The 21,790-nt window shown below is 31.0% G+C and carries 17 protein-coding genes; 3 read left to right on the forward strand and 14 right to left on the reverse strand.

The window, feature by feature from the left end:
* Positions 1 to 6: 6 nt before the first annotated feature.
* The 7 genes from serA to pheS form a co-directional block, all read right to left on the reverse strand.
* Positions 7 to 1,590 carry a phosphoglycerate dehydrogenase gene (gene serA / locus ELQ16_RS06100; RefSeq protein ID WP_134238674.1) on the reverse strand — a complete coding sequence of 528 codons (1,584 nt, stop codon included), beginning with the start codon at positions 1,588 to 1,590 and terminating at the stop codon, positions 7 to 9.
* Positions 1,587 to 2,078, reverse strand: a complete 492-nt coding sequence (locus tag ELQ16_RS06105) for a hypothetical protein (RefSeq protein WP_134238675.1) — start codon at positions 2,076 to 2,078, stop codon at positions 1,587 to 1,589. Before ELQ16_RS06105 ends, serA begins: the two co-directional genes overlap by 4 nt.
* A 13-nt stretch (positions 2,079 to 2,091) precedes the next feature.
* Entirely contained in the window at positions 2,092 to 3,759 is a 1,668-nt protein-coding gene (locus ELQ16_RS06110) for a 30S ribosomal protein S1 (protein WP_134238676.1), read from the reverse strand.
* Positions 3,760 to 5,275: 1,516 nt separating this feature from the next.
* Entirely contained in the window at positions 5,276 to 6,106 is an 831-nt protein-coding gene (locus ELQ16_RS06120) for a 4-hydroxy-3-methylbut-2-enyl diphosphate reductase (RefSeq protein ID WP_134238677.1), read from the reverse strand.
* Positions 6,096 to 7,376 (reverse strand): 3-phosphoshikimate 1-carboxyvinyltransferase, encoded by a 1,281-nt coding sequence (gene aroA, locus ELQ16_RS06125; RefSeq protein WP_134238678.1) that lies wholly within the window; start codon positions 7,374 to 7,376, stop codon positions 6,096 to 6,098. Before aroA ends, ELQ16_RS06120 begins: the two co-directional genes overlap by 11 nt.
* Entirely contained in the window at positions 7,373 to 9,697 is a 2,325-nt protein-coding gene (pheT, locus tag ELQ16_RS06130) for a phenylalanine--tRNA ligase subunit beta (protein ID WP_134238679.1), read from the reverse strand. The genes aroA and pheT overlap by 4 nt, the downstream gene beginning before the upstream one ends.
* Complete coding sequence (gene pheS / locus ELQ16_RS06135; RefSeq protein ID WP_134238680.1) at positions 9,694 to 10,686, reverse strand: phenylalanine--tRNA ligase subunit alpha; 993 nt, start codon at positions 10,684 to 10,686, stop codon at positions 9,694 to 9,696. Before pheS ends, pheT begins: the two co-directional genes overlap by 4 nt.
* Before the next feature lie 118 nt (positions 10,687 to 10,804).
* Between pheS and ELQ16_RS06140 the strand changes: the two genes are divergently transcribed.
* From ELQ16_RS06140 to ELQ16_RS06150, 3 genes are all read left to right on the forward strand, one after another.
* On the forward strand, positions 10,805 to 11,170 hold the full coding sequence (locus tag ELQ16_RS06140; RefSeq protein ID WP_134238681.1) for a histidine triad nucleotide-binding protein: 366 nt from the start codon (positions 10,805 to 10,807) through the stop codon (positions 11,168 to 11,170).
* Positions 11,171 to 11,260: 90 nt separating this feature from the next.
* The gene (locus ELQ16_RS06145) at positions 11,261 to 11,992 is read left to right on the forward strand and encodes an amino acid ABC transporter permease (RefSeq protein ID WP_407919966.1); all 732 of its coding nucleotides are present in this window, start codon (positions 11,261 to 11,263) and stop codon (positions 11,990 to 11,992) included.
* A complete protein-coding gene (locus ELQ16_RS06150) occupies positions 11,985 to 12,713 on the forward strand; it encodes an amino acid ABC transporter ATP-binding protein (protein ID WP_134238683.1) in 729 nt (242 codons plus the stop codon). Before ELQ16_RS06145 ends, ELQ16_RS06150 begins: the two co-directional genes overlap by 8 nt.
* Here the strand turns inward: ELQ16_RS06150 and ELQ16_RS06155 are convergent.
* The 7 genes from ELQ16_RS06155 to ELQ16_RS06185 form a co-directional block, all read right to left on the reverse strand.
* Positions 12,710 to 13,177 carry a tRNA (cytidine(34)-2'-O)-methyltransferase gene (locus ELQ16_RS06155; protein WP_134238684.1) on the reverse strand — a complete coding sequence of 156 codons (468 nt, stop codon included), beginning with the start codon at positions 13,175 to 13,177 and terminating at the stop codon, positions 12,710 to 12,712. The genes ELQ16_RS06150 and ELQ16_RS06155 overlap by 4 nt on opposite strands.
* Positions 13,177 to 14,133, reverse strand: coding sequence for a magnesium/cobalt transporter CorA (corA, locus tag ELQ16_RS06160; protein WP_134238685.1), 957 nt, complete (start codon positions 14,131 to 14,133; stop codon positions 13,177 to 13,179). Before corA ends, ELQ16_RS06155 begins: the two co-directional genes overlap by 1 nt.
* A 119-nt stretch (positions 14,134 to 14,252) precedes the next feature.
* Positions 14,253 to 15,641 (reverse strand): argininosuccinate lyase, encoded by a 1,389-nt coding sequence (gene argH / locus ELQ16_RS06165; RefSeq protein ID WP_134238686.1) that lies wholly within the window; start codon positions 15,639 to 15,641, stop codon positions 14,253 to 14,255.
* A 9-nt stretch (positions 15,642 to 15,650) separates the two neighbouring features.
* On the reverse strand, positions 15,651 to 17,243 hold the full coding sequence (pckA, locus tag ELQ16_RS06170; protein WP_347876280.1) for a phosphoenolpyruvate carboxykinase (ATP): 1,593 nt from the start codon (positions 17,241 to 17,243) through the stop codon (positions 15,651 to 15,653).
* 8 nt (positions 17,244 to 17,251) lie between these two features.
* Positions 17,252 to 19,042 (reverse strand): biotin/lipoyl-containing protein, encoded by a 1,791-nt coding sequence (locus ELQ16_RS06175; RefSeq protein WP_134238688.1) that lies wholly within the window; start codon positions 19,040 to 19,042, stop codon positions 17,252 to 17,254.
* 50 nt (positions 19,043 to 19,092) lie between these two features.
* Positions 19,093 to 20,436, reverse strand: a complete 1,344-nt coding sequence (locus ELQ16_RS06180; protein WP_134238689.1) for a sodium-dependent transporter — start codon at positions 20,434 to 20,436, stop codon at positions 19,093 to 19,095.
* Between the two features lie 8 nt (positions 20,437 to 20,444).
* Positions 20,445 to 21,782, reverse strand: coding sequence for a sodium-dependent transporter (locus ELQ16_RS06185; protein WP_134238690.1), 1,338 nt, complete (start codon positions 21,780 to 21,782; stop codon positions 20,445 to 20,447).
* Positions 21,783 to 21,790: the final 8 nt, after the last annotated feature.

Genomic DNA, 21,790 nt, shown 5'->3' on the forward strand with positions numbered 1-21,790 from the left:
TAGCCTTTAAATTTCAACATATTGTGCAAAAATACAAGCATCAAATGCATTGAGCTTATCAAGTAAAGCTTTATTGATTTTATCATCAACCAACACTACAGCCAAAGCATGACCAAAACCATCGCGTCCTAAACGGAAATCGGCAATATTGATTTTATTTTCAGCAAGTATAGAGGTGATTTTTGCAATAACTCCTGGAATATCCTTATTTTTAAAGATTATCATTTTTCCTTTAGGTTTAAAATCTGTTGCAAATCCATTTAGCATGACAACTCTTTGTTCATTTTCATTAAAGATAGTCCCTGATACACTAACGCTAGATTGCTCTGTAACAATTTTAATGGTAAGCTTATTATTATAACCACTATTAGGTAAAACCTCGCTTCCAAGCTCTATGCCTTTATCTCTAGCCACAAATTCAGCATTAACATAATTAATCGTATCGCCTAAAATTCCACCCAAAACACCGACACAAGCAAAAGTAAGCATAGAATTTGCAAACTCGCCAATATTTCCTTCTGCTTCAAGTCTTATGCTTTTTACTGGATTTTTATCAAGCTGAGCACATAAAAATCCCATTTTAGATACAAGCTCTATATAAGGCTCTACAAATGGTGGCAAATCTTCAGTTTTAATTGGTAAATTTAAGGCATTGGGATATGATATACCTCTAGCTGCATTTAAGGCTTGTTCGCAAGCTTGTATGGATATGTTTTCTTGACTTTCAAAGGTATTTGCACCAAGATGAGAGGTGACTGAAATGTTATTAAATTCCAAAATAGGATTATTTGTTGCTGGCTCTTTAACAAATACATCGATGCCAAGCCATGCTATTTTACCGGTTCTTAATCCTTCGCATAATGCCTCTTCCGTATATAAACCCCCTCTTGCACAGTTAATCAAACGAATACCATCTTTCATTTTAGCAAGCTCATTTAAGCCTATCATACCTTCTGTTTCTTTGGTTTTTGGAGTATGTATAGTAATAAAATCACTTTGGGTTAAAATATCTTCCAAATTTGTTACTGCTTCCATACCAAGATCGGTGATTTTTGAAGTAGGTATATAAGGATCGTAAGCTAAAATTTTCATTCCAAATGCCTTAGCACGAATAGCTACGCGAGAGCCGATATTTCCAAAGCCTATCACACCTAAAGTCTTATTCATTAACTCTACGCCGTACCATTTTTCTCTTTCCCATTTTCTTTCTTGTTTTAAGAAATTATGAGCATTAACAAAACTCCTTGCTGAAGTTAAAAGATGTGCCATTGTAAGCTCTACTGCGGCGATAGTATTGGCCGTTGGGACATTCATCACAATCACACCGCGTTTTGATGAATTAGCAATATCCACATTATCCACGCCAACTCCAGCGCGGATTAAAGCTTTAAGCTTCTTTGCATGACTTAAAAATTTTTCATCCACATCAGTCGAACTTCTTGTAATCGCCACATCAACATCTTCAAGCATAGATAAAAGCTGATCTTTTGGAACTTTTGCAGCCTCGATAAGCTCTATATCTTCAGCATTGCGTAAAATTTCAACACCCTTATCTAAAATCGCATCACATACTATGATCTTTTTTTTCATAACCACATCTCCTTTATTTGAGTATCTATATCATAGGTTTTTAATTTTTTAATAATACCTTCTAATATGTTTTTATCATCCGTATCTAAAATAATTTGAGTATTATCCTTGGTGCTTACCAAACTATACTGCACATTAAATAAATTCAGCGTTTGCTTTAAACAAAACATAGAATACACATCATTTTTACTGATTAAAAGTTGATAATATCGTTGCTTTGGTTCAAAGGCACTTGTATCTACTTCAAAATACATTGAAAAGTATTGCACCGCAGGAACATAGTTTTTTTTAGGAAGCTGCGAAAGCTTATCTTGCCATGTTTCTTCTTTTGAATTTTCTTGTTTGGGAGTATTAATTTTATAAGCCACTTCCTTGATAATTTCAGGCATAGCGTTTATTTCGCCATACCTGAAAAATAAAACTACAATGCAGACAAAAAGAATTAAAAATAAAGTGAATAAAACACCATATAGGGTATATTTTTTCATAGACTTAATTCATTTAAGAAAGTTGATCTTTTATAATATCACCTAATGTTACTTTATCATTATTGTTGATTTCGTTTAAAACTTCTCGTTCTTTCATTCTGTGAAGATTTTTTACGCTTAAACGAATTCTATTTCTTTTTTCATCAACAAAAACTATTACCGCTTCAATCTCGGAATCAATTTGCAAATTTTCAAAATCAGCACTACTAATATCTTCTTTATGAATCAAAGCATCAACGCCATTTTCAAGTTCTACAAAAATACCAAAATCCTTAATATCTCTTATTTTACCCTTTACTATATCGCCAACATTGTGTTTCAAAGCATAAACTTGAACTGGACTTTGTGTAAGCTCTTTAACACTAAGAGATACTTTTTGGTTTTCTTGATCTATTTTGATGATTTTTACTTTTATTTTATCATTAACCTTAAATAAATCTTTGCATTTTATATTTCTATCCCATGAGGAATCTTCATTGTGTAATAAACCTTCAATATTTCCAATTTTAACAAAAGCACCAAAATTAGTAATAGAAGTTATCACGCCATCTACCACATCGCCAATTTGATATTGTTGTAAAAATTCATCAAAAGGCTTTGAAAGTAAATTTTTCAAAGATACTCTCAATCTTCTTTCTGGGATATTAATCTCAATCACTTCAACATCAATTTCTTGACCTTTTGTGATGTGATTTTTAGGATTCTTTATGTTTTTATCCCAAGAAATTTCGCTGACATGCAAAAATCCTTCAATATCATTACCCAAATCTACAAAAGCTCCATAAGGCTCAATATTAGACACTACAACCTTGATAGTATCACCGATTTCTAAGCTATCTTTGATCTCATTCCAAGGATCAGGAATAGCTGCTTTAACAGACAAAGAAAGATGCTTTTTATCTTTATCGTATTTTATAACTTTAACAGGAACTTTATCACCCTCTTTATAAAGTGCATTAGGATTTACAGGTCCTTTATAAGAAATTTCACTATAATGAACAAGCCCGTCAATTCCACCCACATCAACAAACATTCCATAGGTTGTGATTTTCTTAACAACACCCTCTAAAATTGCATCATTTTCTACAATACCACTAATAAGCTCTTTACGTTTTTTTCTATCATCATTGAGAATTTTCTTTCTCGAAATAACGATACTTTGCTCATCTTTATCAATTTTTACAATTTTTACTTTGAAAGTTTTACCAATAAGATTATTTGCATCTTTAAATCCATACTGAGATCTTGGCATAAAAAATTCAACACCTTCATCATCTATAGCTATAAATCCGCCTTTATTTTTTCCTATAATTTTCACATCAAAAGCTTCATCGTTTTCAACATAATTTTCAATAAATTCCTGAACTTTTTGTTTTCTTAACGCTTTTTTATAAGAAAGTAAAGATCTGCCTCCACGAGAACCGATCACTGCTACTTTGATAGTATCTCCAACCTTAAATAATAAATTAGTATCTTCATCAGTAATTTCATTTAATGCCAAAATACCTTCTGATTTTTTGCCTATATCAATATAAACTTCATCATCTCTGATCTCAACGATCACACCTTCAGTTGCAGCTTCTTCTCTGGATTTATCAAAAGCCTCTAAAAGCTGTTCAAAATCCTCATCTTCAGGAAATTCTTCCATATTTTTTTGAACTTTTTTGTTCACCTCAGTCATCGCGGTCCTTTAAAAATAAAATAAAGCTTGATTATATATCATTTTTTCTTTAATTAGTGTTAATATTTATAAATTTTTAGCATATTTCATCATTTTTGCTCATTTATTCATTTCCCAAACTCCCTTTTAAGCTTTCTTACATCCACAAAATAAAATTTCAAATATCCACTTTATGCTAGTTTTTGTTAGCTTTAATAAATGCTTCGTCAAGCTTACAAGTAAAACATTCCTTTTATTTTAAAGCTTCTTTATAGTCAGGATAGCTTTCTGAAGGTGGAAGTTTATCTTTAGTTAGTTTTAAATTTTTATAACTATAGCAATAGCCATTTGTATGAAAGATGAGAGTAAATTCTCGCTTTGGCAGAATTAGCACTGATTAAATTTATCGTGATGGTTAAAATCATAAACTTTTAAAATTTCTATATTTTATTAGCTAAGACTTCAAAATCTATTGTTTGATTATGATAATTTTCATTAGGAGAAGCAAAGAAGAAATAAGGTTGCAAAAATCTAATCGTTTCCGATTTGTATTCCAAGTTTGAACTTCAATATAAAATTCGCCAAAATTTACATTGTTAAAATTTAACATAGCTTGAGTTTGAGCATCTATTGCGCTTCTAATAAATTTGTGTGTCTAAATTCTTTTGAAATATTTGTCTTTTCATTTTTAATCAATACACTAGAATAAAAACTAGGTATATGATATTCTTTATTGTTCTAATTATGAACACCTATTAAAAAATATTTTTCAAACTATTTAGAAATTTAAGCTTAACATTTTTATCAAGTCTGTAAGTTTTTTCATCAAATATTGAATTTTTATAGGAATTTCTCGCAAATTTCCATTGATTAGTTCCATATCTTTTGGAGTGCAAATTTAAATTTAGAATTATCGTTTTTTTGTATTAAGTTATTTTCGTTTTTTAAAACTGTCAATATTTTTAATGATATTCTTGCCAAATTCACACATAATTCTAGTTTGCTAATAATGAGCATCAGTTCTTTTTCTAAATTCCACCAAAGAATTTTCATTATAATATTTTTATATTGAAACCAAAATAAGAACAAAATTTGCGTATAGATATTATCAATAACTTTGTAGTTATCACAAGAATAAGGTAAAACCAAAATTAATACTTTTTTATTTAAAAAACAAAGCTCCTTATGAAGCCACATTAAATTACGATATATTAAAAAATACGGAAGTTTTTGATAGGGATGAAAATAATATTGTTTATTGATATTATTTTCGGTTATGATAAATTCAGCATTTTAAAAAATTTCTTTATGCCTAATAATTTCATATAAACTTTAAAGCAAAATTATAAAATTCTAATACCCCCTCCTCCGCGGAGCATTTTCATTATATTTGTCTATACCTTCTCTTAGGCCTTTTTTGTAAGCCATTTACCATTACAGAATTACTTCCGCCTAGTAAAACTACATTTTTATTCATTTGTAAAACCTTTCAAAAATATTAAAAATTTTTATTATACCCCCCCCCCATAAATTTAAACTAAATTTTAAAACTTTCTATTTTACCAATCACTCTTTGTATAATCCAATCAGGAGTACTAGCACCCGCACTAATACCACAATATTTTTTACCCAAAAACCATTCTTTTTGGATTTCACTCTCATTTTCTATCAAATAACTATCCTCGCAATTTGCCTTAGCGATTAAAAAAAGTTGCTTGGTATTGGCAGAATTTTTACCACCCACAACCACTACCACATCGCTTCTTAAAGAAAGTTCTTTAATGGCATCTTGATTTTTAAAAGTCGCATCACAAATCGTATTAAAAACCCTTACTTCCTTTACTCTAAGCATTAAAAAATTCACTATCTCCATAAAATGCTCGATCTTTTTAGTTGTCTGGCTTACAACGGCAATCTTGCTAGGAAATTTGATATTTTCAAGCTCTTTTTTATCTAAAACCACATAAGCTTTTGTGCTTACATAGCTTTTCACGCCTTTGACTTCTGGATGATTTTCATCACCAAAAATCACCACTTCATAGCCTTCATTGCTCATTTTCTCGCAAATTTGTTGAGGCTTCGTTACAAAAGGACAAGTGGCATCAAAAATTTCAATATCCTTTTTTTTCAATTCTTCCAAATCTTGTTTTGTGATCCCATGAGTACGGATAATCGCCTTTTTTTCGTTGCTTAAAGCTCTTATATTTTCCAAAGTTTTAACATTAAAATCTTTTTGCAAACGCGAAATTTCTTCATTATTATGAATGAGCGGTCCTATAGTTGCTGCATCTTTAATTTGCTCTGCTTTTTTAATTGCCCTTTTAACACCAAAACAAAAACCATAATTTTTCGCTAACTCAATAATCAATTTTTGCCCCCAATTCTAAAAGCAATTTTTCAAAATTTGGAAAAGAAGTTTTAATACACTCTGTTTCATCAATTTCCATTCCATAAAGCAAACCTAAAATCGCAAAACTCATAGCAATGCGGTGATCTCCATAGCTTTTGATTTTAGCACTTTTTGCCTTAGCGCCTGTGATTTTAAAACCATCATCTAGCTCTTCTGCCTCAATGCCGCATTTTTGTAAATTCTCAACCATAGCATGAATTCTATCGCTTTCTTTAACACGCAATTCTTTGGCATTTCTTAAAATACTTTCTCCTTTAGCACAGGCAAAAGCTATTGCAAGAGCTGGTGCTTCATCAATTAACCAAGCGATATTCTCACTCACTTCAACGGCTTGCAAAGAACTACTTTGTGCATAAATTTCTCCCACGCTTTCAAAGCTATTCTCATAAAATTTAAACTCGAGCTTAGCGCCCATTTTTTGTAAAACTTTATAAGCTTCAATGCGTGTAGGATTGAGTAAAACATTTTTAAGGGTAATTTTAGAATTTGGCAAAATCAAAGCAGCTAAAACAAAATAAAAAGCCGAAGAAGGATCATTTGGTATCGTGATATCCAAGGGTTTTAAAGGTTCTTTTAAAGGAAAAATTTCCATACTTAACTTATCTTGAGAAATTTTTAAAGGAGCATCCATCGCTTTTAGCATATTTTCACTATGATCTCTACTGAGTGAAACTTCGCTAAATTTACTCACTCCATCTGCACTAAAACCTGCTAAAATCATAGCGGTTTTTACTTGGGCTGAAGAAATTTTACTTTCGTATTTAAAAGCTTTTAAATTTTGTCCTTCTATGCAAAGTGGCGCCAAATTTGCATCCATTCTGCCATAAATTTTTGCTCCAATTTCTCTTAAAGGCTCGCTGAGTCGTTTCATTGGGCGATTATTTAAATACCTATCTCCACTTAATACAAAAAAGCCTGAAATTCCTGCTAAAAATCCCATCATCAAACGCATAGCAGTGCCTGAATTTCCACAATCTAAAATGCAATTTGGCGAAAGAATTTCACTAGGTGCTTTAATGCTAACACTAGAGTCTTTTCTTTCTACTTTAGCGCCTAAATTTTGGACTATTTTTAAAGTATTTAGCGTATCTTGGGCTAAAAGATAATTTTGCGCCCTATTTTCTCCTTGTGTTAAAAGAGAAAAAATCGCAAAACGATGAGAAATGCTTTTATCAGCTGCAATTTGTGTAAATTCTTGATTAAAATGAGCTAAAGGATAAATTTTCATCTTAGCTTTAATCCTAGTTCTTTATCCAAGGTATTGATAATTTGCTCCATACAAACGGCAACTTCGTTATCTTCCAGAGTTTTTTCACTATCTTTAAAAGTAAAATTTACAGTCAAGCTAAATTGCTCTTTTAAATTCTCATCGTGATATAAATCCACTATCCTAAAACCTTCTAAAATCTTTATATTTAAAGTATTAATGCAGGTTTTAATTTTTTCATAAGGATAATCTTTAGGTATAAGCAAACTTAAATCTCTATTAATCGCTGGAAATTTCGAATAAATTTTAGCTGTCTTAAATTCAGGTTTTAAAAGATCTAAATGAAGCTCACAAACATAGGTTTTAAACAGATCTCTTTCGTTTTCTATTTTCAAATGAACCCTACCCACATAGCCGATTTTAATACCTTCTTTTATGATATCAGCTTGCTCGTAAGGACTTAAAAAAACATAACTTGAATTTGCTAAATTAAAGTCCCCTATGATATTTTTAAGCTCAAGTAGAAAATCATAAAAATTAACTAATTCAGGCTTAGCTTTATTGGCAATTTTAGCTTCATCCTTGTAGCCACAGCTTAAAAATGCAATTTTATGCAATTCATTATTTTGCTCATCAAAAACCATACCATTTTCAAAAAGCTTAACAATTTTTTTAGAATTTTTTATGTTAAAACTTGCTGCGTTTAATAAATGATTAATCAAAGTGCTTCTTAAAGTATCAAGCTCTGAAGTAATGGGATTAACAAGTTTTAAATTTGTGGTTTTAAAGCCTAAATTATGCAATTCTTCTTTAAAATCCAAAACATAATGCAAACTTTCAAAATACCCATTATTTACAGCTCTAACTCTAAGATCTTTTAGAAATTTATAATTATTATAAGTTTGATTTATACGGTTTTTCTCAAAAAATTCCAAGGCTTTAGACTCAATATTGTCAATACCTATAATGCGAACAACTTCTTCACAAATATCTGAAATATTTTTAATATCAGGTCTATGCAAAGGAACTTTAGCATTAATTAATTCTTCAGTAACAAGCGTGATATCAAAACCTATGTGTTTAAGAATCTTTAAAATAAGATTTTTTTCTATGCTTTTACCTACCATTTTATTGATATCTTCACTGGTAAAATTGATAACTTTTAATTCTTTATGCTCTGTAATTTGCTGAGAACCACTATAAAGAGTGATGTTGGAAATTACACTCATTTGTTTAAACAAAAAATCCGTTCCAATACTTAATTTTGGCTCACTCCCTCTAAAACTTTTATAAAACATTTCATTATTAATTTTTTTATAATTTTCTTTTGCTTCAGCGATAATTTCAGGATGAGTATAATTTGCTTCTATAATGACAATTTTAGTATGATCGTTGATTCTAAATTCATCTTCTTGGTAAATCCCACCAACTGATAACAATTTATTTTGACAAAAAACAGCACTTTCGCCATTTTCTTGCTTTTGTATATTGATTAAAACATCATTATTCGCACTTTTTAATTTATCAAAATCATAAGCAGTGAAAAGCACTCCTGTAGAATGTGTAGCATAATTTAATAAATTTTCTATGCTATTATCTTTCAATGTATCAATATAAGCTAATCTTAATTTTATAGATAAATTTAATATAACCTTATTCTTAAGTTCTATAGCTCTATAATTAAAAAAACTATTAAGATTTTGATTGCTTTGCAAACGCAAAATTCTACCTATACCTAAAGTGTTTTCAGGCTCTTTAAAGGTATTTTGATCTTTTAAATTTAACCCATAAGCTACAGCCAAATCCCTAGCTACTCCATAAACACTTAAGCAATCTCCGCGATTTGGTGTTAATTCCACTTCGATAAAACAATCATTAAACAATTCATAAGAATTTAAAGCTTTACCAAGCTCCAATTTTCCAATACTATCATCTAAAATCATAATGCCATCATTGATTTTTGGAAAACCAAGTTCTGTGCTAGAACAAAGCATACCAAAAGATTCAGCGCCTCTAAGTTTAGTTGCCTTAATCTCCATACCATTTGGCATGATAGCACCCTCAAGCGCAACGGCAACGAATTGTCCAACATCAACATTAGCAGCACCGCAAACAATTTGTAAAATTTTATCCCCAACATCCACTTGACAAATACTTAATTTATCAGAGTTTTCATGCTTTATTTTTTCTTTTACATAACCCACAACAATATTATCAGGGGCTTTAATTCTATAAGCTTTATCAACTTCTAAACCTATAGAATTTAGAGTTTTAACCAAGTCTTCTAAAGTTTTATCGCCAATATCCAACCAATCTTTTAACCAATTTTTTGTAATTATCATCTAAATTGCTCCAATAATCTTAAATCTCCTTCAAATAAAGAACGTAAATCAGGAATTTGATGCAAAAGCATTGCAAATCTTTCTACCCCAAGACCAAAAGCATATCCACTTACATTACTATAACCTACAAATTTATAAACATTAGGATCTACTATACCACATCCTAGTACTTCAAGCCAACCTGTTTGCTTACAAACCCTACATCCGCAGCCCTTGCAAAATACACAAGAAATATCCACTTCAGCAGAAGGCTCCGTAAAAGGAAAAAAACTTGGACGAAAACGCACTTTGACATTGCCAAACATATAACGCAAAAAATCTTCTAAAATGCTTTTTAAATTTGCAAAACTTACTTTTTGCCCCTCTTCCACTACAAGCCCTTCAACCTGATGAAACATAGGGGTATGAGTAAGATCAAAATCCCTTCTAAAAACCGCACCTGGAGTAATCATACGAATAGGCGGTTTTTGAGTTAGCATTGTGCGAATTTGCACTGGCGATGTATGAGTCCTTAAAAGTCTTTTATCTTCGAAATAAAAAGTGTCTTGCATATCTCTTGCAGGATGTGATTTTGGCAAATTTAAAGCTTCAAAATTATGAAAATCATCTTCAATTAAAGGTCCTTTTTCAATGCTAAAATTTAAAGATACAAAATAATCTATAATTTTATCCATAGTACTCATCACAGGATGCAAAGCTCCTGCTTTAGAATTTTCATCAAAATAATAAAAATTCATCGCATCTTGTTTCATTTTTTCATCTAAGAATTTTTCATTTAATTCTTTAAATTTTAGATTAAAAGCGTGAGTTAGCTGCTCTTTTTGCTCGTTGAGTTTTGCCGCAAATTCCTTTTTTTCTTCATCTTTTAAATCTTTTAATTTGGAGAATTTGCTCGTCAAGCTTCCCTTTTTTCCCAATATACTTATTTTTAAATTTTCTAAATCTGATAAATTTTTACATAAATGAATTTGATTAATGAGCTGTTGCAAGTTCTTACCTTAAAAATAAAATTTTAAACGATTATTCTAATCTAAAATAATTTAAACTTAGCATAAAATCAGCACTTTAAGGTATAATTTTACGAATATATTTAAAAAAGGATAACAAATGAGAGAAAAAACAGTTTTTGAACTTATCATTGAAGGAAAACTTCCGTGCAATAAAGTCTTAGAAAATAATGACTTTTTAGCATTTCACGACATAAATCCTAAGGCGCCAATTCATATTTTAATTATCCCCAAAGAACATTTTAAAGATTTTCAAGAATTTAAACCCGAACTTATGTCAAAAATGACAAGTTTCATTCAAGAACTTGCCACACTTTTGGGTTTAGACAAAAGTGGCTATAGACTCATTACAAACTGTGGTAAAAACAGCGGACAAGAGGTTTTTCACTTGCATTTTCATATGTTGGGTGGCTTTGAACTTCCAAAATCAAAAGACGAGCAAAGCAACACTAGTGACTTGTTTTAACATCAAATTTTTAAAGTAAAATCAAGATTAATACTATACAATTAAACTTTTGATTTTAAATTAAGGTTGAAAAATTTGAATGAAAGTAAGATGAGAATTTTTGTATTTTTTGTGATTATTTTTCTATGGGGATACTTTTCGTTTCCTGTAGAAATTTTACAAATTAAAGACGCAAATGCAAATATAACTTACGCTTATACCGACAATGCAAAAGCTTATGTAAATAGTTATTTTGTCACTCTTGGTTTGACTTTTGGCAGTATCATTTTGGGTATAGTCATTGGCTTTTTATTAGCTTTTTTAAGATTTTTACATATAAAAGTTCTAAATTTTATCATCGATGAATACATTGATATTATCAGAGGAACTCCAGTTCTTTTACAGTTGCTGATTTTTGCTTTTGTAATTTTTGTAACTTGGAAAGATAATTTTTATGTAGCCATTATCGCCCTTGGTTTAAATAGCTCTGCCTATATTGCAGAAATTGTAAGAAGTGGGATTAATAGCGTCGATAAAGGACAAATGGAGGCTGCTAGGGCTATGGGGCTTGATTATTTTACTTCAATGAAAGAAATCATTTTTCCACAAGCCATTAAAAACATACTTCCTGCTTTAGCTAATGAATTCATCTCGCTTTTTAAAGAAACTTCTGTTGTGGGTTTTATTAGCGTGATTGATATTACAATGCAAAGCAAGAGTTTGCAAGCAATTTATTATAGTCCAAAAGCTGTGATTTTTACGGGCCTTGTTTATTATATTAGTGTAAAAATTTTTAGCTTTGGCGTTAAAATTCTTGAAAAAAGGCTTAGCAGTAATGATTGAAATTAAAAATTTAAGTAAAAAATATGGCAATTTAGAAGTTTTAAAAAATATCAATACTCATATCAATCAAGGTGATATCATTGCCATTATTGGACCGAGCGGAAGCGGTAAAAGCACTTTTTTACGTTGTATTAATAAATTAGAAATTGCAAGCAGTGGCGAAATTTTCATCAAAAATCAAAATATACTGGATGAGAAAACCGATATTAACAAAATCAGACAAAAGGTGAGTATGGTCTTTCAGCACTTTAATCTTTTTACTAATAAAACTGTGCTTGAAAATTTATGCCTCGCTCCTATTAAGGCAAAAATTCTTACTCCCCAGCAAGCGAAAAATAATGCTTTAAAATTACTGCAAAAAGTAGGTCTTGAGAGTAAAAAAGATGTTATGCCTCATAATTTATCGGGCGGACAAAAACAACGCATTGCCATTGCTAGAAGTTTGATGATGAGTCCTGATGTGATTTTATTTGATGAGCCTACTTCAGCACTTGATCCTGAGATGATAGGAGAGGTGTTAAATATCATGAAAGAAGTGGCTATGGAAGGTTTAACCATGCTTGTCGTAACGCATGAAATGGGTTTTGCAAGAAATGTTGCTAATAGAGTATTTTTCATGGATAAAGGAGAAATTGCGCTTGATACTACTCCACAAATTGCTTTCAATAACCCACCTAATGAAAGATTGAAAGAATTTTTAAATAAAGTCTTAAATCATTAAGCCTTAAAATTCATATAATTTTGCCTTAAAGCCTCATAAGAAATAATCCCTACGCTCGTGGCAAGATTAAGACTTCTGCCACATTGTTTCATAGGAATGGTGATAGCATTATCCCAATTAAGCCGCATTAAATCTTGTGGTAAACCAAAGCTTTCGCTTCCAAAAAATAAAAAATCTCCTTCTTGAAAACAAGCATCAAAATAAGGCTTTTTACTTTTTGTAGTTGCAAAGAAAAATCGTTGCAAATGTTGCTTATTTTGTTCTAAAAATTCATCCAAATTTTCCCAAATAATGGGTTCTAATTTTGGCCAATAATCAAGTCCGGCTCTTTTTAAAGCTTTTTCATTAATGTCAAAAACTAAAGGCTTAATAATATGCAATTTAAACCCAGCGTTATAACACATTCTGCCTATACTGCCTGTATTTTGCGGAATTCTTGGGCAAACTAAAACTATATTAAACATTATAACCAACCTTTTTTCTTAAAGAAAATTACAGGTGCGATGATAGATAAAAGCATAATGATTACTACAATAGGATAACCATATTCCCATTTTAATTCAGGCATAAATTCAAAATTCATTCCATAAATTGTTCCTATAAGCGTCGGAGGCATCATTGCTACGGTTGCAACTGTGAAGAGTTTGATGATTTTATTTTGTTCTATATTGATTTGACTTGCCAAAATGGTTTGTATATTATCTAAAATATTAAGCTGCGAAACATTAAATTCTACCAAAGAATTTAAATCCTTTAAAACTATGGTTAAATTTCTTTTGATATCCATATCAATTTTATCGCTTTTCAAAAGCGAGGTCATAGCGCGACGCTTGTCAAACAAAGAATCCCTTACTCTCATATTAAGCTCTTGGAGACTTGAGATTCCTTTTAGCATTTCATCATAACTTGGAACATCTTTTTGTTCTAAAACGTTACTTCTTAAACGCCTTGCTTCTTTATCTATCCATTCTAAAATATCCGCATCCTTTTCGACGCGAACTTCAAAAATTTTATCCACTATATCATAACCATCTTCAAAATTCTTAGGACTTGCAAGAATGCGATTTTCGATCTCTCTAAAAGTGCTAAATTCATTAAAGCGTATTGTAAATAAAATATTTTGCGTTGTCATAAAAGTAACAATTTCTTTGCTTAGTTTAAATTCTTGCTCTTTAATTAAAAAAGGAGCATTGATGGTAATTGTTGTATTATCTTCCCAATATTTCGCACTTTGCTCTATTTCTTCTCTTTCTTCTTCATTAGGAATTTCAAGATTAAATTTTGATTCAATAAATTTAATTTCATCATAGCTTGGATTAAATAAATCCATCCATAAAATATTTTTTGGTAATTCATCTTTGATGTTAAATTCATCTCTTCTTACAAGTGCATTTGGGGTTTTTGTGTAAATATACAACATTTTTAACTCCTAAGTGAAAATAAGCAAGCAAAAATTATAACAAAAAGAAAAATATTTTAAGCAAATAAAAATAATAAATTTAAAAAATAAAACAAAATATTAAAATCTAATATTTTGTTTTATTGGCTAATTTTTTTCAAGAAATCTTCTAAAATTTGAATTTGTTTTTCTACGCTTTTTACAGAACTTGAACCTTCGCTTTGTTTTAAATTTAAGGAATTTTCAAAATTTAAAAGTCTCATTGCTTTTTCATCAAAAATAGGATCGATTTTAGACAAATCTTTAATTTCACTTATATCAATACCTTGCTTTTCAGCTTGGGCAACTACATTTCCTACAATAAAATGCGCCCTTCTAAAAGGAATATTTTTCTCGCGTACCAAATAATCTGCTAAATCGGTAGCTAATAAATGCCCTTTTTTACAAGCATTTAACATATTATTTTTATTAATTTGAATTTCTTTTAACATGGCATTTAAGATAATCAAACTATCTTTTGCGGTTTTGACACTATCAAAAAGCCCTTCTTTATCTTCTTGCATATCTTTATTGTATGCTAATGGTAAGGCTTTCATTGTGGTTAAAAGCGAAATCAAATTTCCATAAACTCGTCCTGTTTTTCCGCGTATAAGCTCACAAACATCAGGATTTTTTTTCTGCGGCATAATGGAGCTTCCAGTTGAAAAACTGTCACTTATGGTTAAGAAACCAAATTCAGAACTAGAAAATAAAATCATTTCCTCGCAAAGCCTTGAAGTGTGAGTAAAAATCACTGCTATATCATATAGCAAATCAAGAGCAAAATCTCTATCACTCACCCCATCCATAGCATTTGGCATAATATCTTTAAAGTCAAGCATTTTAGCACTAAATTCACGATTTGTCGCATAACTAGTCCCTGCACATGCACACGATCCAAGTGGAGAAAAATCAGCAAGTTCTAAACTATTTTGCAAACGTTTTATATCACGCATAAACATAAAAGCATAAGCTAAAATATAAAAAGAAAAGCTGATTGGCTGTGCATGTTGTAAATGTGTAAAGCTTGGCATAATAGTATTTTTATGCTCTTTTGCATGAGAAATAATGGTTGCGATGAGTTCTTTTAAAAACAAAATAAGCTCACTATGGGATTTTTTCACAAAAAGTTTAAAATCCGTCGCAACCTGATCATTTCTGCTTCTTGCAGTATGAAGTCTTCCACCTATCTCACTTCCTATGATCTCGCTTAGGCGTTTTTCCACTGCCATATGGATATCTTCATCTTTAATATCAAAAACAAATCTACCCTGCTCTATCTCGCTTTTAACTTGCTCTAAGCCTTTTATGATAGCTTTTAATTCATCGCTTGTTAAAATTGCACAGCTTTCAAGCATACTAGCATGAGCAATGGAGCCTTTAATATCTTCTTCAAATAAAGCTTTATCTATATTTAAACTTGCATTAAATTCTTTTAAGAGCTCGTCACTTGCTTCACTAAAACGGCCTGACCACATTTCATTTTTCATCTAATTGCCTTAAATTTTAGGTCCAAATTTACTGTATTCTACGCCTTCTTTTACATCTTCATAGCGTTTGAAATTTTCATTAAACATTTTTGCTAATTTATTTCTTGTTGCAATAAAATCATTTTTATCTAACCAAGTATTCATAGGATTTAAAAGAGTAGTTTCCACACCTTCCAAAGCCTTAGGAATAGCCAAATTGAACACATCATAATTTTCAAATTCGCAATTTTTAATACTTCCATCCAATATTGCATCAATGCAAGCTCTAGTCGCTTTGATACTCATTCTTTTGCCGACACCATAAGCACCACCGCTCCAACCGGTATTTACAAGATAAACATCTACTTCATGCTTATCAATTTTTTCTCCAAGCAATCTTGCATAAACAGTTGGATGAAGTGGCATAAAAGGCTCTCCAAAACAAGCCGAAAAAGTTGCTTGAGGCTCTGTAATACCGCGTTCTGTTCCAGCCACTTTAGCCGTATAACCACTTAAAAAATAATACATTGCTTGTTCTTTACTTAACTTGCTTACAGGAGGCAAAACCCCAAAAGCATCAGCACTTAGAAAAATAATATTTTTTGGATGTCCTGCTTTTAAACTTGGTTCGTGATTTTCTATATGCTCAATAGGATACGAAACTCTCGTATTTTCGGTTTTTGAAGCATCGCTATAATCCACACTTTTATCATCTCTTAAAACCACATTCTCTAAAAGTGCATTTTGTTTTATCGCACCATAAATTTCAGGCTCGTTTTTTGGATCTAAATTAATGGTTTTTGCATAACATCCACCTTCAAAATTAAAAACACCTTCTTCATCCCAGCCATGCTCGTCATCACCTATAAGTTTTCTTTTAGGGTCAGTTGAAAGTGTAGTTTTACCCGTGCCACTTAAACCAAAGAAAAGTGCAACATCTCCTTTTTCTCCTACATTTGCACTACAATGCATAGAAAGTTTGTTTTCAAGTGGCAACCAATAATTCATCATAGAAAAAATTCCTTTTTTCATCTCGCCACCATACCAAGTTCCACCAATTACTGCTATATTTTTTTCTATATTAAAGATTACAAAAACTTCTGAGTTTAATCCATCATCTTTATAATCTTCATTTACACATTTACAAGCATTATATACTACAAAGTCAGGAGTAAAACTATCTAGTTCGCTATCTTTTGGACGAATAAACATATTTTTAACAAAATGCGCTTGCCAAGCAACTTGAGTTACAAAACGCACCGCTTTTCTGCTTTTTAAACTAGCACCACAATACGCATCTTGTATATAGATATCGCTATTACTAAGCTGCTTCTTGGCCTTTGCTAATAATTTTTCAAATAATTCCTCATTAATAGCTTGATTTACCTTTCCCCAAGCCATATATTTTTGCGATGGATCTTGTTTAACAAAATACTTATCTTTAGGACTTCTACCTGTAAAAATCCCCGTATCTACTGCAAAAGTTCCATTATCACTTAATGCGCCTTCTTTATTGTCAATTTCATGTTTTAAAAGCTCATCATAACTTAAGTTATGAAATATATTCTTGGGATTTTCTAAACCTAATTTATCAAAATCTTTCATATTCTCTTCCTTGTTAATTTATATTATTAATATAAAGCCAAAGCTTGCCCTTCACTGACACTATCGCCTGTTTTTACGCAAATTTCTTTAATAATACCATCTTTTGGCGCATTGACTTCTATTTCCATTTTCATAGCTTCAAGCACAAAAACAACTTGCCCTGCTTTTACACTATCATTTTCATTGACAAGAATTTTAAATACATTCCCAGACATACTTGCTTCAATACAATCTGCATTTTCTTGACTAGGAATTTTTTTCTCTTCTTGAGCAACTTCTCCTGAAGCTTTTTTTACATTTTTAATATTCACCGCCTTATCAAAACCGGCACTGACTTCAACATGGTATTTATTACCATTAACCGAAACGGTAAATTTATTCTCATCAGCATTAATTGCTTTTGGCATTTGACTGACTTTTCTTACATTTACTTTAGCCTCACCTTTTAAAAACGCTATGCCCTTTTCTTTACATGCAGCAGCAATGAAAATATTTTCTTCACTTGTTTCTATGCCTTCTTTTTCAAGCAAGGCTTTGGTATAGGCTATGCTTTTAGTTTCGTCTTTATCTGCAATATCAACAGCTAATTCATTTGTAGGTTCTAAGTTAAGCTGTTTTGCGGCGAGTTTAACAATTTCTTCATCAGGTTTAACCGGAGTTTTACCAAAATATCCAAGTACCATTTTGCCATATCCATCAGCTATTTTTTCCCATTTTCCAAACATCACATTATTAAAAGCTTGTTGAAAGTAAAACTGAGAAACTGGAGTTACAGAAGTTCCAAAACCGCCTTTTTCTACAACTTCACGCATAGCCTTAATCACTTCTGGGAATTTATCTAGAATATTATTATCTCTCATCATTTGAGTATTAGCAGTTAAGGCTCCTCCTGGCATAGGAGAAAAAGGAATTAAAGGACTAACCATAGTTGCTTCAGGCGGTAAGAAATAATCACTTAAACATTCTTTTAAAACTTCTTCATATTTTAGAATTTTTTCTTCTTCAAGTCCGCCTAAATCGTAATCCTTTCCCTTAACGGCATGCATCATCGTTAAAATATCAGGCTGAGAAGTTCCGCCACTTACAGGACTTGCAGCCAAATCAATGCCATCAGCTCCAGCTTCTAAAGCAGCTAGATAGCAAGCTATACTAACCCCTGCGGTTTCGTGAGTATGAAGTCTTATGTGTGTATCTTGTGGTAAAATTTTTCTTGCCATTTTAATGGTTTCATAAATTTTGTTTGGATTTGAAGTTCCACTAGCATCTTTAAAACATACACTATCAAAAGGTATATTAGCTTCTAAAATTTCTTTAAGAATTCTTTCGTAAAAAGGAACATCGTGTGCGCCTTTACAATGTGGCGGTAAATCCATTAAAGTAACTACTACTTCGTGATTTAAACCATATTTTTTAATACACTCGGCACTGAATTTTAAATTATTTACATCATTTAAAGCATCAAAATTTCTTATTGTAGTTGTACCATGTTTTGCAAATAATTTCGCATGCAAATCGATAAGCTCTTTGCTGCCAGTATCTAAAGTTACAGTATTTACGCCTCTTGCTAAGGTTTGTAAATTTGCTTCTTTTCCAACAATAGAACGGAATTTATCCATCATCAAAAAAGCATCTTCGTTTAAATAAAAATAAAGACTTTGAAATCTCGCACCGCCACCAAATTCAAAATGTGTAATTCCAGCTTCTTTCGCCGCTTCAACTGCAGGAAAGAAATCCTCCATTAAAACCCTTGCACCATAAACAGACTGAAAACCATCTCTAAAAGTGGTGTCCATCACATCTATAAATTTTTTAGCCATAATGTTCCTTTTCTAAAGTTTGTATCCAAAAATCAATACCAAAAACAAAATTATACAAAAAAATAATAACACATCACAATAATAATAGCCACAGGAGAAATAAAGCGTATGAAAAAGATCCAAAGTGTAAACAATTTACGACTCATAAATTTAGAAAACACTTTATAAATTCTTGTCTGACTTACAAAAAATCCTACAAAAATTGAGCTTGCTATCGCTCCTAAAGGCAATAAAAAATTCGAACTAAGTTTATCTAAAATTGTAAAAAAATCAAAACCAAAAATACTAAAAAAAGAAGAAAAATTTGCATTTGAAGATAAAATACAAAGCATTCCTAGGCAAAAAACAAAAAATCCTATAAAAAACAAAGCTTTAAATCTTGAAAATTTATAATTATTAATCAAATAAAAAACCAAAGGTTCTATCATAGAAACAGCCGAAGTAATACCTGCGAAAAATAAAGCTAAGAAAAAATAAAAAGCCAAAAAATTTCCCCAAATTCCAAGCTCATTAAATAAGCTCATCAAAGAAATAAAAACAATGCCGGCTTGTTTCACATTTGGATCTAATTCACCAAATTCAAATATAAAAGTAAAAACAATAAGCCCCATCATTAAAGCAATAAAAATATTGACAAACACGATAAAAACTGAACTTTTAATAAAATTGGTTTTTTTATCTAAAGCTGCCGAATAAGTAACAATACAACCTATCCCCAAGCAAAGTGTAAAGCATGCAAGACCCAAAGCTTCTAAAATACAACTTAGATTAAAATTTGAAAAATCAGGATAAAAAAGATAAAAAAAAGCCTTTGATAATCCATTCTCAAAACTCATACAATAAAGCAACATAAAAACAAGCATTAAAAATAAACTGGGCATAATGATAATATTTAGCTTTTCTATACCTTTAATTAGCCCTCTTGAAACCACAGCAAGTGTCAAAATAAAAGAAATACTAAAAAATACAACTGAGCTACTTAAATCGTATTTTATAAGATAGTCAAAATTACTAGCAGCCTCTTGTATATTATGTGGCAAATAAAATAAGCTTGTGCTCATGTATTTTAGCACCCAGCCCATAATGACTAAATAAAACGAAAGAACAAAAATTCCACCCAACATAAAAATACCTGCAAAACGCCATTGTTTTGAATATTTAAGTGCTAAAGTAGAATAAGCATTTGCCAAGTCGCTTTTACTGAGTCTTCCCATAGCAATTTCGGCTAAAAATATACTAAAACCTATACTTAAAGTAAAAAGCAAATATAAAAGCACAAATACAAAACCACCATTTTCAGCACTCAAAGTTGGAAATTTCCAAGCATTACCAAGTCCTACGGCACCACCTGCAACTGCTAAAACAAAACCTATTTTTGAAAATTTTTCCCTCACTTACTGCCTTAAAAAAATATTTTTTGTATCATAATGATAACAACTGCTAAAGGTGCAATAAATCTTAAAAAGAAATACCAAAGCTCAAAAAAGAATACATTCATATAAGGAGCAAAAAGAATTCTTAAACCTTCTTTTTTTATCACAAAACCTACAAAAAAAGCCGTCACAAGAGCAGAAATTGGCATCCATAAATTCTGTATAAATTTATCCAAAATATAAAAAAATTCCACCCCAAAAAATGTCAATAATTCTTTAGTATCCGCATAAAAAGAAAAAATAGATAAAGAACCGATAAAATACACCACAATGCCTATTAAAATCAAAGCTTTTTTGCGTGACATTTCAAAACGATTGATTAAATAAAATGTAAAAGGCTCAATCATAGAAATTGCTGAAGTAATGCCAGCAAAAAATAAAGCGATAAAAAAGGCAATGGCTAGGATATTGCCTAAAAAATCAAGTTTTGCAAAAAGTGTTGCTAGAGAAATAAATATAAGCCCTGGACCTTGCTGAGAAGGATCGGCACCAAATTCGAAAATAAAAGTAAAAACAATAAGCCCCATCATTAAACCCACAACGGTATTAATGATAATAATATTAAATGCACTGGCTATAAAATTTGTGCGATCTGGTAGGCTAGCTGCATAGGTTAAAATAACACAAACCCCTAAAGACATACTAAAAAATGCAAGCCCTAAAGCATCAAGGATAGAATTAACACTAAGCTTTGAAAAATCAGGAGCAAATAAAAAGTCACTTGCCTTAGAAAAACCATCCATGCTAAAAGAATAACCGAGCATTAAAATGAGCAAAATAAACAAACTTGGCATCATCCAAACATTTAATTTTTCAATACCACTTTTTACTCCTTTTGATACCACATAAAAAACTACAGCAAATACAAAGGTAAAACATATGAATTGAGATAAAATATCATTGCTTAAAAGATTGTTAAAAACATTTGCAGCCAAATCAGCATCTTGCGGTAAAGCAAAAAAGCTTAAATGAACATATTTAACTATCCAGCCTATCACAACGCTATAAAAAGAAACTAAAATAATAGCCCCTATCATAAAAAATCCCGCATAAGACCAAGCTTTTTTATTTTTTGGCGCAAGGGTATAATAAGCATTTACTGGATCTTTTTCGCTGAGTTTCCCGATGCTAAGTTCAGCCAAAAATATAACCAAAGCTACGCCTAAGGTTAAAAGCAAATACACTACAACGAAAGCCGAGCCACCATTTTGTCCCACCAGCGTAGGAAATTTCCAAGCATTACCAAGCCCTACTGCACTACCTGCAACAGCTAAGACAAAACCTATTTTTGAAAATTTTTCTTTCATAATTTAGC

It is taken from the genome of Campylobacter sp. US33a, from assembly GCF_004378855.1.
In the GTDB taxonomy this organism is placed as follows: domain Bacteria; phylum Campylobacterota; class Campylobacteria; order Campylobacterales; family Campylobacteraceae; genus Campylobacter_D.

What these genes read in the sequence shown, in the direction of transcription:
- ELQ16_RS06185 (WP_134238690.1), bottom strand. Translation starts at nt 21,782, where the DNA reads ATGAAAGAAAAATTTTCAAAAATAGGTTTTGTCTTAGCTGTTGCAGGT.
- pheT (WP_134238679.1), bottom strand. Translation starts at nt 9,697, where the DNA reads ATGATAATTACAAAAAATTGGTTAAAAGATTGGTTGGATATTGGCGAT.
- ELQ16_RS06145 (WP_407919966.1), top strand. Translation starts at nt 11,261, where the DNA reads ATGAGAATTTTTGTATTTTTTGTGATTATTTTTCTATGGGGATACTTT.
- ELQ16_RS06150 (WP_134238683.1), top strand. Translation starts at nt 11,985, where the DNA reads ATGATTGAAATTAAAAATTTAAGTAAAAAATATGGCAATTTAGAAGTT.
- ELQ16_RS06175 (WP_134238688.1), bottom strand. Translation starts at nt 19,042, where the DNA reads ATGGCTAAAAAATTTATAGATGTGATGGACACCACTTTTAGAGATGGT.
- ELQ16_RS06110 (WP_134238676.1), bottom strand. Translation starts at nt 3,759, where the DNA reads ATGACTGAGGTGAACAAAAAAGTTCAAAAAAATATGGAAGAATTTCCT.
- argH (WP_134238686.1), bottom strand. Translation starts at nt 15,641, where the DNA reads ATGAAAAATGAAATGTGGTCAGGCCGTTTTAGTGAAGCAAGTGACGAG.
- ELQ16_RS06105 (WP_134238675.1), bottom strand. Translation starts at nt 2,078, where the DNA reads ATGAAAAAATATACCCTATATGGTGTTTTATTCACTTTATTTTTAATT.
- serA (WP_134238674.1), bottom strand. Translation starts at nt 1,590, where the DNA reads ATGAAAAAAAAGATCATAGTATGTGATGCGATTTTAGATAAGGGTGTT.
- ELQ16_RS06140 (WP_134238681.1), top strand. Translation starts at nt 10,805, where the DNA reads ATGAGAGAAAAAACAGTTTTTGAACTTATCATTGAAGGAAAACTTCCG.
- aroA (WP_134238678.1), bottom strand. Translation starts at nt 7,376, where the DNA reads ATGAAAATTTATCCTTTAGCTCATTTTAATCAAGAATTTACACAAATT.
- ELQ16_RS06155 (WP_134238684.1), bottom strand. Translation starts at nt 13,177, where the DNA reads ATGTTTAATATAGTTTTAGTTTGCCCAAGAATTCCGCAAAATACAGGC.
- corA (WP_134238685.1), bottom strand. Translation starts at nt 14,133, where the DNA reads ATGTTGTATATTTACACAAAAACCCCAAATGCACTTGTAAGAAGAGAT.